The organism is Spiribacter sp. 1M189, from assembly GCF_040838345.1.
In the GTDB taxonomy this organism is placed as follows: domain Bacteria; phylum Pseudomonadota; class Gammaproteobacteria; order Nitrococcales; family Nitrococcaceae; genus Spiribacter; species Spiribacter insolitus.
This window is the reverse complement of sequence record NZ_JBAKFF010000001.1, coordinates 1,194,577-1,207,312: the sequence shown is the minus strand read 5'-3', so window position 1 is coordinate 1,207,312 and position 12,736 is coordinate 1,194,577. Positions and strand designations below refer to the sequence as shown.

The following is a 12,736-nucleotide window of genomic DNA, read 5'->3' as shown; positions in this document are numbered from 1 at the left end:
CCCGGAGGCGCCGCTGCTCGCGGCGGCGTCAGTCCTCCAGCCAGTGCACGCGGTAGAGGTCCAGGCGCCGGTCCTTGGCGTTCTGGACCGAGCCCTCGGCGCGGAGCTGCTTGAGCTTGTCCATGTCGAGATCCACCACCAGGGTCATCTCGGTATTGGGTGTCGACTCGCTGACGATCCCGTCATGGGGGAAGGCGAAATCCGAGGGTGAGAACACGGCGGCCTGGGCGTACTGGATCTCGATGTTCTCCACCCGTGGCAGATTGCCGACGCTGCCGGTGATGGCCACGTAGCACTCGTTCTCGATGGCCCGCGCCTGGGCACAGCGCCGCACCCGCAGGTAGGCGTTCTTGGTATCGGTCCAGAAGGGCACGAACAGGATCTGCATGCCCTGATCGGCCAGCAGCCGGCAGGCCTCCGGGAATTCCACGTCGTAGCAGACCAGGATGCCGATCTTGCCCACGTCGGTGTCGAAGGCCTTCAGCGCATCGCCGCCCTGTACCCCCCAGTAGAAGCGCTCATCGGGGGTGGCGTGGAGCTTGTAGTGGTTGTCGATGGTGCCATCACGCCGGCACAGGTAGGCGACGTTGTAGAGGGCGTTGTCATCATAGACTGGCATGGAGCCGGCGATGATGTTGATGTTGTAGGACACGGCCATGCGGCTCATGGCATCGGTGATCTCGCCGGTGTACTGGGCCAGACCGCGCATGGCCTCGGCCGGGTCCTCCTGGTTGAACTGCGCGAGCAGCGGCGCGTTGAAAAGCTCCGGGAAGAGGATGAAGTCGCAGTTGTAGCCGGCCATGGCATCGACGAAGAATTCGATGTTCGACATCAAATCCTCGAAGTTGGTCACGCGGCGCATCTGCCACTGCACGGTGCCGACCCGCACGGTGGACTTGCGCCCGCCGATGAGCGGTGTGCGACCGCTCTCGTAGAAGATGTTGTCCCACTGCAGCAGCGTCGCGAAGGCGCGGGAGTCCTGATCCTCCGGCAGATAGGCGGTGATCACGCGGCGCACGTGAAAGTCGTTGGCGAGCTGAAAGGAGAGGATCGGGTCGTAGAGCTCGCGGCGCTTGACCAGATCGATGTACTCCTCGGGCTTCATCTCGCCGGCATGCTCGCGATAGCCGGGCATGCGGCCACCGGCGACGATGGCGCGCAGGTTGAGACTGCGGCAGAGCTCCTTGCGGGCGTCGTAAAGGCGCCGGCCGAGACGCATGCCGCGGTACTCGGGGTCGACGAAAATATCGACGCCGTAGAGCACATCGCCGTTGGGATCGTGATTGCTCAGATAGCCGTTGCCGGTGATCTCGTCGTACTTGTGCCGGTCGCCGTAGCGGCCGTAGTCGACGATCATGGAAATGGCACCGGCCACCACCCGGCCGTTATCCTCGATGCAGATCTGGCCCTCGGCGAAGCGACTGACCTGCGCGGCGAACTGCTTGCGCGTCCAGGCGCCACCCAGGTCGGGATAGACCTGATCCATGATGTGCTTGACATCGGAGTAGTCCGACAAGCGCAGATGGCGGAGCCGCAGGCGATGTTCCTCGGAGCTTGCGTCCTGTTCACTCATGCGATTGAGGATATCATGGGGCCCTCTCGGGTCAGAGAGCTGAACACTCATCTACGGCAGGAGCTGAGAATGAACGAGAATCTGTCCGCCGAGCAGCGCCAGGCACTGCGCGAGGCGCTGGAGAAAGAGCAGGCCGCGCTGCGCGAGGAGATCCGCAGCGAGGTGTTGGCCGCCGATCTGCACCGTGCCGAGGATATCGCCGACCGGGTCCGTGACCCGGGCGACGAGTCGCTGGTGGATCTGCTCGCGGACATCGAGTACGCCGACATTGACCGCCACATCCAGGAGCTGCGCGCCAACGAAGCGGCGCTGCGCGCCTGGCATGAGGGCGGCTACGGGATCTGCGTGGACTGTGGTGAGCCCATTCCCTTCGCGCGCCTGCAGGCCTCGCCGTCGGCGTCTCGCTGCATCGATTGTCAGGAAGCCCATGAGCGCGCCGGGGGCCGGCCCCCACGCCTCTGAGACGGGTCGCCGGGGGCATGGGATGCGGGCCATGGCGATGGCTCCTTACACTGGCCGTGGCCGGGCTGCTCGCCGGTACCGCGGCGGCCGAGGTGCGTCTGACGCTCACCGGCGTTGAGGGCGAGGCTGCGGAGAATATCCGTGCATACGTCGACCCGGCGGTGGATCTGGACTCCGATCTCGCCGCCGATCTCTACCGGGATCGGGTCCGCAGCCAGGTCACGGAGGCGCTGGAGGCGCTCGGTTACTACCAGGCACAGAGCGAAGTGAGCCTGCGCTCGGTGCAGGGGCACTGGGCGCTTGCCATTGAGGTGGACTCCGGCCCGCGGGTGACGGTGCGCAACGTCGAGGTCCGGATCACTGGCGCCGGTGAGGACGGTATCGCCTTCGGCACGCTTGTCGAGCGGCTGCCGCTGCGCCCGGATGAGCCACTCAATCAGGCCGATTACGAGCGCAGCAAGCGCGCCCTGCGCAATCTGGCCCTGCAGCGGGGCTATTTCGATGCGCGCTTCACCACCGCCCGCCTCGCCGTGAATGTCTCCGGGGCGTGGGCGGATGCCACGCTGGTGCTGGCCAGCGGGCCCCGCTACGCGCTCGGCGAAGTGAGCTTCTCCGCGACACCTTTCCGGCGCTCCTTCCTTGAGCGGCTGGTGCCCTTCGAGCCGGGTACGCCCTATACCGCCGATGCCATTGCCGATCTCAACAGCCGTCTACTCGAGAGCGGATACTTCAGTGATGCGCTGGTCGAGACCCGACGCGACGAAGCGGTGGACCGGCGGATTCCCGTGCAGGCCGATGTGGTCACCCGGGACCGCAATACCGTGACCACCGGCATCGGCTATTCCACCGACGAGGGCCCCCGCACCCGGCTCGGCTTCGAGCGACACTACATCAACAATCGCGGCCACCGTCTGGACAGCGGGCTCCGGCTCTCCACGGTGCGCCAGAGCGTGGACGCCCGCTACGAGATTCCGCTCGCCGACCCCCTCAATGATTATCTGGCACTGGCCACGGGTTGGCAGAAAGAGGATATCGAGGCGAGCCGCAGCGAGCGCTACACCGTTTCGCTCAGCCGGCGCCAGGGGTTTACCTCGGGCTGGGTGCGCACCCAGTCGCTGCGCTGGCTCGACGAGCGCTTCACCGCCGGTCTCGATTCGGGGACGAGTCGTCTGCTGCTGCCGGGCATCGCCTTCACGCGCACCCGCTCCCGCGGTGGCATCGATCCCTACCGCGGAGACCGGCAGACCTACTCGATCGAGGTGGCCGCCCGGGATCTTCTCTCCGATCTCGATATCGCCCGCCTGCGGCTGAGCAACACCTGGCTGCGCAGCCTCGGCGAGCGCAACCGCTTCCAGTTACGCGCCGATGTGGGCGCCATCGCCACCAACGATTTCGAGCAGACTCCCACCTCGCTGCGGTTTTTCGCCGGTGGCGATCAGAGCGTGCGCGGCTTCGCCTATAACAGCCTCGGGCCCCGGGACGCGAGCGGTGACGTGACTGGCGGGCGCTATCTCGCCACCGGCAGTTTCGAGTACAGCTATAAGGTGCTCGGTAACTGGCGCCTCGCGACCTTTGTGGACGCGGGCAATGCATACGATCGACCCGACGAGTTTGATCCCGCGGTGGGCACCGGCTTCGGTGTTCGCTGGTCATCGCCGGTGGGACCGCTGCGGCTGGACTTTGCCTGGGGAGTAAGCCGCGATGATATCCCGTTCCGGCTGCATATCTCTGTCGGGCCGCCGTTCTGATGCCGGGCCTGCGCACGCTGCTCCTGACACTGGTATTCGGCACGGCGCTGCTGATGGCCTGGCTGATCAGCACCACCGACGGCGCCCGCTGGCTGGCGGCGCGGGCCGAGGCCGTGCGGCCGGAACTGACGCTCTCGGTGGTCTCGGGCAACCTCTGGGAGGGGATGGTCCTCGCCGATGTGGTCTGGTCGGCGGATGACCGGCGCGTGGCATTCGACCGCGTGACGCTCGACTGGCGACCCGACTGTCTGCTGCGCTGGCGGGTCTGTATCGATCGCCTGAACGTCGTCGGAGTCGAGGTGGCCTGGCCGGCGGCGTCCCTGCCGGCGGAGGCCGCCGAGCCGGCGGCGAGTGGCAATCCACTGGATGCCCTGCCGGAACGGATCCGCCTGCCGGATCTGAGCGTGCCGGTGGATGTCATCGTCGACGGGCTGCGGATTGAGCAGGTGGCGATCCGGCGCGGGGCCGACGCAGAGGATGGCTCTGCCCTCTACCTGGAGTCTGTCGACCTGGCGGCACGCCTTGTCGATAACCGGCTGACCCTCGAGCACCTGGAGGTGGCCGCCGATTCGGGTCGCGCCAGTCTGGCGGGGGAGATCGTACCGGCGGGTGACTGGCCGCTTGATCTGCATTGGACGCTCGAACCCGCCCGCGCGCTCACCGCCGGGGAGGCGCTCCAGGTCGCCGGCCGGCTGCGCGGTGAGGCGGAGGATGTGACGCTGACCGGCGAGCTCTCCGGCGCGCGGACGGCGCAGTTCGAGATCGATCTGAGCCTGCTTGGCCCGGATCGCCGGGTCATGGCGAGCATTGAGGCGGCGCAGGGGCGGCTCGCCCTGGATGCACGTCTGACCGACACGCTGGCGCTCGATGGCAACTTTCAGGCGCCCTCATTGGCCGCCTTCTGGCCAGGGCTCTCCGGGCGGCTCGAGGGCCGTTTCGAGGTCAGCGGTGAACCGCTCCGGCCGTCGGTGACAGGCGCCGTCAACGCCGAGGCGATCGCCTACCAGGGGCTGGCCCTCGGACAGGCGACCCTGGACGCCGACTGGTCCGCACAGCGCGGTGGCCGGATCGATCTGCGACTGCTTGGCCTGGCGCGGGACGACACGCCACTGGGTGACCTGCATCTGGCCCTGCGGGGCGAGCCCGCCGATCACCGTCTGATTCTGGAGGCCAGTGACGGGCCGCTCGCCGCGCGGCTGGTGGCCCGCGGTGCCATGGACGGGCCAGCCGGTGGCTGGGCCGGAGCGATCACCGAGGCGACGTTCACCGCCGCAGGCCGGCGTTGGCGAATGGAGGGAGAGCCGGCGCTGGCGGTCGGATCGGCGGGGCTGCGTCTGGCCGATCACTGTTGGACATGGCAGGCGGTTCGCGTCTGTGCCGAGCCGTTGCGGGTCGACCGCGATCGCGCCCGACTGCACCTGGGTCTCGCGCGCATGCCGCTGACGCTGCTCGAGCCCTATCTGCCCGCGGGGTTCGGCCTGCCGGGGCAGGTCACCGGCACCGCGGCACTGGATTGGCAGCGCGATGCCGGCCCCAGCGCGCGACTGACGCTGGTCAGTGCCGCCGGTCGCATCGAGGTGCCCCAGACCGGATCGGATGGCCCCCTGTCGCTCGACTATGACCGCATTGTTGTCGATGCCGACCTGCGGCCGGATCGGGCCGATCTGCGGCTGGGCCTGGCATCGCCGGCGATCGGCACTGGAGGGTTCGTTGTCCGGACCGACCCGAGTGATGCCGCCCGGCCGCTGGATGGCATCGTCTGGCTTGATGGTGTCTCGCTGGCACCGCTTGCCGGCGCCCTGCCGCAACTGCGCCGTGTCCGGGGCCTTCTGCAGGCCCGGGGCGAGTTGCACGGCACGCTCGCGGCGCCGGTCTTTCGGGGGTCGCTGCGCCTCGCGGATGGCGAGCTTCTGCCCTCCGCCCTGGCGACACCGCTGGAGGCGATCAATCTGATCGCCCGCATCGACGGCCAGCGTGCGACGCTCGAGGGCGGGTTCCAGGCCGGTGAGGGCAAGGCCCGCGTGGATGGCCAGCTCGACTGGCAGCAGGCCGCCCTTCAGGGGCGGATCGATCTCACCGGCGAGGCGCTGGCCATCGATGTCGGTACGCTCGCCGAACTCTCCGTGACCCCGGATGTGCGCCTTGAGATCACGCCGCAGCGGCTGCGGCTGAGCGGTGAGGTGAGGGTGCCGGCCGGCCGGCTCCAGCCCAATCAGCGCGCGCCCGGCGCCGTGCGGGTATCGCCGGATACCGTGCTGGTGGATGCCGCCGGCGAACCGCTGGTCCGCGCCGGGGACGAGGCGGTTGGCCGGACGCTGGAGAGCGATCTGCGACTGGTGCTCGGTGATGCGGTGACCTTCTCCGCCCAGGGCGCCACGGGGCGGCTCGGCGGCGAGCTGCGTCTGCGCCAGATTGGCGCCGAGGGGGCCGAGGCGGAGGGTGTGCTCAACCTCCTTGACGCGAGCTATGAGGCCTATGGCCAGTCACTCGTCATCCGTCGCGGGCGGCTGATCTTCGCCGGTCCGCTGATCCGGCCCCGGCTGGATATCGAGGCCGTCCGGGAGTCGGCGGATATCCTCGCGGGGCTGCGCGTCACCGGGCCCGCGGATGATCCGCAGGTGCGGCTTTTCTCGCGACCACCGATGGCCCAGGCGAGCATTCTCTCCTATCTGGTCACGGGACGACCGCCGGGGCAGGGGACGCCCAGCGAGGAGGCACTGCTCAGCCGTGCCGCGCTGTCGCTGGGTGTCTTCGGTGGCGGACGGCTGGGCTCGGCGATCGCCGAAGAGCTGGGCATCGAGGACTTTCAGCTTGAGGCCACTGGCCAGGGCGATGAGGCGCAGGTGGCGGTGAGTGGTTATCTCGCCCCCAATCTGATGGTCCGCTACGGCGTCGGCGTGTTCCAGCCCCAGAACACGCTCAGCCTGCGCTATTACCTGACCGAGCAGCTCTACCTCGAGGCCGTGAGCGGCGCTGAAAACGCCCTCGACCTCTTCTACTCGTTCAACTACGACTGATCGCCGCCCTCGCTCGGCGGGGGAGCCGCGTCGCCACTGGACTCGGCGGGCCGGCTGCTCCGGCTCGATCCGCGCGGGCCGCCGTTGCCACGGCCGCCACCATTCCCGCGCCGGCCACCACCGCTTCCGCCGCGGCTGCGGCTGCCACCGCTGCTGCTGCGGCGGTTGTCCATGCGGGCCGCGGGTTTGATGTCGTCGGCGATGAGCTCCGGCGGGGCCATTTCCGAGGGGACCTTCTGGTCGATGTACTGCTCGATATCGGGCAGGGAGTAGACATAGCTTTCGCAGGCGAAGCTGATGGCATCGCCCGTCGCACCCGCCCGGGCCGTTCGGCCGATGCGGTGGACGTAGTCCTCGGCGTCCTGCGGCAGGTCGTAGTTGATGACGTGGCTGACCTCGGGGATGTGCAGCCCGCGGGCGGCGACATCGGTGGCCACGAGGATCGGCAGTTCGCCGGCCTGGAATTTGCCGAGGAGCTGTTCGCGCTTGTTCTGCGGGATGTCCCCGGAGATGACGGCGGCCTTGATGTCGTTGCCGAGCAGATAGCCGGTGACCTTGTCGGCATCGCGCTTGGTGTTGACGAAGATCAGCGTGCGCGTGGGCTCCTGCTGGCGCAGCACGCCAAGCAGCAGGCCGATCTTCTGGTTGTTCTCGACGTGGTAGAGCTTCTGCCGGACCTTGTCGGCAGTGATGGTGTCGGACTCGATCTGTACCGACTCCGGGTCGTTCATGTGCTCGTAGGCGAGCTCGCGGACCCGCTCGGACAGCGTCGCCGAGAACAGCATGTTGAGCCGCTCCTCGGGCGGCGGCATGCGCCGCAGCAGATAGCGGATGTCGGCGATGAAGCCCATGTCGAACATGCGGTCGGCCTCATCGAGGATGCAGACCTCGATGTTGTCGAGGCTGAAGACCCGCTGCTTGTAGAAATCGATGATGCGCCCGGGGGTGCCGATGAGGATGTCGGTGCCCTTCTCCAGGGCCTTGCGCTGGCTCTCGTAGCCGGTGCCGCCGTAGATGCAGGCGAAGTCCATGCCCGTGAACCAGCCGAGGCGCTCGGCATCCTTGTGGATCTGCAGCGCGAGCTCGCGGGTGGGCGCCAGTACGATCGCCCAGGGCCCGACCTTGTCGGCGGCCACCGGATTGGTCATCAGCCGGTGCATGCAAGCGAGCAGGAAAGCGGCCGATTTGCCGGTACCGGTCTGCGCCTGCCCGGCGACATCGTGGCCCTTCAGGGCAATGGGCAGCGCGGCGGCCTGGATCGGTGTGCAGTGCTCGAAGCCCGCTTCCTGCAGACCGGTGAGAAGGGATTCGTGGAGTCCGAGGGACTCGAAACGCGTGTCAGACAGATGATTTTGTTCCATGGCCGCGCAGGATACCGTATCTACAGGGTTTTTGCCCCTCGCCTGATTCTGGTCCAATCCGTACACTGGGAGTACAGATTAACGAAGGAGTCGAAATGAGCGACGTACAGGACAGCATCCGCGAGCAGGTGGAAGGGAACCCGGTGATTCTCTACATGAAGGGCTCGCCGCAGTTCCCGCAGTGCGGCTTCTCGATGCGTGCCGCGCAGGCGCTTGCCGGCTGCGGCGTGGAGTTCGCCTATGTCAACGTACTCGAGGATGAGGGCATCCGTCAGGGGATCAAGGAGTACGGCAACTGGCCGACCATCCCACAGCTCTACGTCAGCGGCGAGCTGCTCGGCGGCTGCGACATCATCATGGAGATGTACGAGTCGGGCGAGCTGCAGCAGGCCGTGCAGTCAGCCGCCGGCAGCGAGTCGGACAACGCCTGATCCCGCCAGCGGCCGCGGGGCCGGGCTCAGGGCCCCGCCCCGTAGTCGGGATGATCATTCAGCTCATCCCAGCGATTGACGATGGTGCAGAAAAGCTCGGCGGTCTTCTCCGCATCGTAGATCGCCGAGTGCGCCTCGCGCGCATCCCATCCCAGATCGGCCGCCGCCACCCCCCGCGCCAGCACCGTCTGCCCGAATGCGAGACCGGAAAGTGTCGCCGTGTCGAAGCAGGAAAACGGATGGAAGGGGTTGCGCTTGATGCCGCAGCGGTTCACCGCGGCGTTCAGAAAACCCAGATCGAACCAGGCATTGTGGCCGACCAGCACCGCGCGGCTGCATCCCGTGGCCCGGATCGTCTCGCGGATCGGCCGGAAGATCTGGCGCAGGGCCTCGTCCTCAGGAATCGCCATGCGAAGCGGATGGTCCGGGTCGATGCCATTGAACTCCAGCGACTTTGGATCGAGATTGGCGCCCTCGAAGGGCTGGACATGCGTGGTGTGGGTCTCGCCGGTGTAGAGCGCACCATCCTCATCCATGTGCACCATCACCGCCGCGATCTGCAGCATGGCGTCGGTGGCGGCATTCACGCCACCGGTCTCGATGTCCACCACCACGGGCAGAAAGCCGCGGAAGCGCTGGTTGATGGCACGAGTGGTCATGGGGCCTCCGGGGCGGTGGTCTCGGCGAGTGACCAGCCGATCGTGCCGCCGGCGCGCAGCGGCACGATATGGGCGTCGCCGTAGGGCAGCGTCTCGGGAACAGCGCGTGGCTGACGCTGCAGCGTGATGCGGTCGGGATTGCGGGGCAGGCCGTAGAAGTCGGCACCGAAGTGGCTGGCAAAGCCCTCCAGCCGTTCCAGGGCGTCGGCCTGCGCGAAGGCCTCGGCGTACAGCTCGATGGCCAGCGGAGCGCTGAAGATGCCGGCACAGCCACAGGCGTTTTCCTTGGCGTGCCGGGCATGCGGCGCGCTGTCCGTGCCGAGGAAGAATCGCGGGTGGCCCGAGGTGGCGATGTCGACCAGCGCCTCGCGGTCGCGCTCGCGCTTGAGGATGGGCAGACAGTAGTGATGCGGCCGCACGCCGCCGGCGAGCAGATCATTGCGATTCATGAGCAGATGCTGCGGCGTGATGGTGGCCCCGAGCCGCTCGGGCCCCTGACGAACGAAATCCACCGCGGCGGCGGTGGTCAGGTGTTCGAGGACCACGCGCAGGCTGGTATGGCGCTCGAGCAGCGGCGCCAGGCGCTCTTCAAGGAAAATCGCTTCGCGATCGAAGATATCGGTCTCGGGGCGTGTGACCTCGCCATGGATGCAGAGCGTGAGGTTGTGCTCGGCGATGGCGGCCAGGGCGTCGTCACAGTGCTGGATATCGGTCACGCCGGAGTCACTGTTGGTGGTGGCGCCGGCGGGGTAGAGCTTGATCGCATGAATGAAGCCGCTGGCCGCGGCGCGCTCGATCTCGGCGGCCGGGGTGTTGTCGGTGAGGTAGAGCGTCATCAGCGGCTCGAAGCTGCTGCGTTCGGGCCTGGCGGCCAGGATCCGGTCGCGGTAGGCGGCGGCCATTTCGGTGGTGGTCACCGGCGGGACGAGGTTGGGCATGATGATCGCCCGCCCGAAACGGGCCGCGCTCCAGTGCACCACATCCTCCAGCACGACGCCGTCGCGCAGGTGGAGATGCCAGTCATCCGGTCGGGTCAGCGTGAGCGTTTCCATTGCCCCAGTGTATCAGGGCCGGCGCTCCGCGCCTTGATTCTCCCTGCCGGCGCACCGATCATTGCCCCGCAATAGGACCCTGAAATTCGTCAATCCGAGAGAGCGTTTCATGAGCGAGATCAAAAAGGTCGTCCTGGCCTACTCCGGCGGGCTGGATACCTCCGTCATCCTGCAGTGGCTGCGCGACCACTATCACTGCGAGGTGGTCACCTTCACCGCCGACCTGGGCCAGGGCGAGGAGCTCGAGCCCGCGCGCGCCAAAGCACAGGATCTGGGTGTCGAGGAGATCTACATCGACGACCTGCGCGAGGAGTTCGTGCGCGACTTCGTCTTCCCGATGTTCCGCGCCAATGCCATTTACGAGGGTGAATACCTGCTCGGTACCTCGATCGCCCGCCCGCTGATCGCCAAGCGCCAGATCGAGATCGCCCGCGAGACCGGCGCCGATGCCGTCTGTCACGGGGCGACCGGCAAGGGCAACGACCAGGTCCGCTTCGAGCTCGGCTACTACGGCCTCGAGCCGGGGATTCACGTCATCGCCCCCTGGCGCGAATGGGATCTGAACTCCCGCGAGCGCCTGCTTGCCTACGCCGAGGAGCGCGGCATCCCCATTGAGGGCAGGAAGGAGGGCGGCGGCTCGCCGTACTCCATGGACGCCAACCTGCTGCACATCTCCTATGAGGGCGGGGTGCTGGAAGACACCTGGACGCCGGCGGAGGAGGACATGTGGCGCTGGAGCGTCTCGCCCGAGGCGGCGCCGGATACGCCCACCGAGATCGACCTCGAGTTCCGCGGCGGGGATGCCGTCGCCCTCAACGGCGAGGCGCTGGCACCCCATGACATGCTCTCGCGGCTCAACCAGATTGGCGGCGACAACGGCATCGGCCGCATCGACATCGTCGAGAACCGCTATGTGGGCATGAAATCCCGCGGCTGCTATGAAACCCCCGGCGGCACCATTCTGCTGCGTGCCCATCGCGCCATCGAATCCATCACCCTCGATCGCGAATCGGCCCATCTCAAGGACGAGGTCATGCCGCGCTATGCCGAGCTGATCTACAACGGCTACTGGTGGAGCCCGGAGCGCGAGGCGCTGCAGGCCCTGATTGATCACACCCAGACCCGGGTCAATGGTGTCGTGCGGCTGAAGCTCTACAAGGGCAATGTCATCGTGGTCGGCCGTCGCTCCGGGTCGGACAGCCTGTTCGACGACAGCATCGCCACGTTTGAGGACGATGCGGGAGCCTACGATCAGAAGGATGCCGAGGGCTTCATCAAGCTGAATGCCCTGCGGCTGCGTGTCGCCGCCCGACGCGGCGAATAGCGCGTCGGTGTGCGCGCCGGCCCGGCGGCCGGGTCGTTGACCCGGTCCGGGGCAATGGATAGATTGGAACCATACCAATTCTCATTCGCAGGGAGAGGACGTATGGTTGCCAGCCGCTGCCGCAACGTTTTACTGACCGGTGCGATGGTCGTGGGCATAGGCCTCGGCGCGGCGCAGGCGGTGGTTGCGGCGCCGCTGGTGCTGGCCACCACGGGCATGGTCGGCGATACGGTGGAGAGGCTCGGGGATGAGTGCATCGACGTCGAAGTGTTGATGGGCCCCGGCGTTGATCCCCACCTCTTCCAGGCCTCGGCCTCTGACGTGCGCGCATTCCAGCAGGCGGAGCTGATCGTCTATAACGGATTCGGGCTCGAGGGACAGCTCGACAATGTCCTGACCCGCGTCGGTGAGCGCCGGCCCACACTGGCGCTGGCCGAGGCCGCCGCCGCGGAAGGGCCGTTGGAGCGCATACAGGGCACGGGCGGCTATGCAGTCGATCCGCATCTGTGGATGGACGCCGGTCTATGGGCGCAGGGTGTGGCACCCCTCGCCGGCATGCTCACCGATATCGCACCGGGCTGCGCAGAGGCCATCAACGACCGGGCGGATACCCTGCATGAGCAGCTCCAGGCGCTGGACGAGTGGATCCGCGCGCGCATCGCCAGCATCCCCGAGGCGCAGCGGGCACTGCTCACCGCCCACGATGCCTTCCGCTACTACGGCCGCGCCTATGGTATCGAGGTCGAAGGCATCCAGGGCATCAGCACCAGCGCCGAGGCCAGCGTCGCCGATATCCAGGCCACCGCGGATCTCATCGCTGAGCGCGGCATCCCGGCCATCTTTGTCGAGACCACCATCAATCCGCGCACCGTGGAAGCGGTGCTGGCGGCCGCCCGGGAGCGCTCGGCGGAAGTATCCATCGGTGGCTCGATCTACGGCGATGCGCTGGGCGAACCGGGCACGCTGGCCGACAGTCTCATTGGTATGCTGATCCACAACACCGCAGCGATTACCGGGGCGCTGGGCGGGACCATGGCGCCGCTGCCGCCGGTGCTGGCGCCCTGGCGCGGGTCACTGGATGCACAGCCGGCGCGTGGCGATTGAGCCCT

General features: G+C 67.4%; 10 protein-coding genes. 6 read left to right on the top strand and 4 right to left on the bottom strand.

What is annotated here, in order from left to right; all coding sequences use genetic code 11:
• Window positions 1–28: 28 nt before the first annotated feature.
• Window positions 29–1,573, bottom strand: coding sequence for a GNAT family N-acetyltransferase (locus V6X30_RS06075; RefSeq protein ID WP_367983729.1), 1,545 nt, complete (start codon window positions 1,571–1,573; stop codon window positions 29–31).
• 69 nt (window positions 1,574–1,642) lie between these two features.
• Between V6X30_RS06075 and V6X30_RS06070 the strand changes: the two genes are divergently transcribed.
• The 3 genes from V6X30_RS06070 to V6X30_RS06060 are packed head-to-tail and all read left to right on the top strand — an operon-like array spanning window position 1,643 to window position 6,800.
• Window positions 1,643–2,035, top strand: coding sequence for a TraR/DksA family transcriptional regulator (locus V6X30_RS06070; protein WP_367983728.1), 393 nt, complete (start codon window positions 1,643–1,645; stop codon window positions 2,033–2,035).
• A gap of 17 nt (window positions 2,036–2,052) precedes the next feature.
• Window positions 2,053–3,783, top strand: a complete 1,731-nt coding sequence (locus V6X30_RS06065) for an autotransporter assembly complex protein TamA (protein ID WP_367983727.1) — start codon at window positions 2,053–2,055, stop codon at window positions 3,781–3,783.
• Complete coding sequence (locus V6X30_RS06060) at window positions 3,783–6,800, top strand: translocation/assembly module TamB domain-containing protein (RefSeq protein WP_367983726.1); 3,018 nt, start codon at window positions 3,783–3,785, stop codon at window positions 6,798–6,800. Before V6X30_RS06065 ends, V6X30_RS06060 begins: the two co-directional genes overlap by 1 nt.
• On the opposite strand, the gene V6X30_RS06055 is transcribed toward V6X30_RS06060, so the two are convergent.
• Window positions 6,791–8,161, bottom strand: a complete 1,371-nt coding sequence (locus V6X30_RS06055; RefSeq protein ID WP_367983725.1) for a DEAD/DEAH box helicase — start codon at window positions 8,159–8,161, stop codon at window positions 6,791–6,793. The genes V6X30_RS06060 and V6X30_RS06055 overlap by 10 nt on opposite strands.
• 95 nt (window positions 8,162–8,256) lie before the next feature.
• Here V6X30_RS06055 and grxD point away from each other — a divergent pair, with 95 nt between their 5' ends.
• A complete protein-coding gene (gene grxD / locus V6X30_RS06050) occupies window positions 8,257–8,592 on the top strand; it encodes a Grx4 family monothiol glutaredoxin (protein WP_367983724.1) in 336 nt (111 codons plus the stop codon).
• A gap of 26 nt (window positions 8,593–8,618) precedes the next feature.
• Here grxD and rnt read toward each other — a convergent pair whose 3' ends face one another.
• Entirely contained in the window at window positions 8,619–9,251 is a 633-nt protein-coding gene (rnt, locus tag V6X30_RS06045) for a ribonuclease T (protein ID WP_367983723.1), read from the bottom strand.
• Entirely contained in the window at window positions 9,248–10,303 is a 1,056-nt protein-coding gene (pyrC, locus tag V6X30_RS06040) for a dihydroorotase (RefSeq protein WP_367983722.1), read from the bottom strand. Before pyrC ends, rnt begins: the two co-directional genes overlap by 4 nt.
• 109 nt (window positions 10,304–10,412) lie before the next feature.
• Here pyrC and V6X30_RS06035 point away from each other — a divergent pair, with 109 nt between their 5' ends.
• A complete protein-coding gene (locus V6X30_RS06035; RefSeq protein ID WP_367983721.1) occupies window positions 10,413–11,627 on the top strand; it encodes an argininosuccinate synthase in 1,215 nt (404 codons plus the stop codon).
• Between the two features lie 102 nt (window positions 11,628–11,729).
• Window positions 11,730–12,731, top strand: coding sequence for a metal ABC transporter solute-binding protein, Zn/Mn family (locus V6X30_RS06030; RefSeq protein ID WP_367983720.1), 1,002 nt, complete (start codon window positions 11,730–11,732; stop codon window positions 12,729–12,731).
• Window positions 12,732–12,736: the final 5 nt, after the last annotated feature.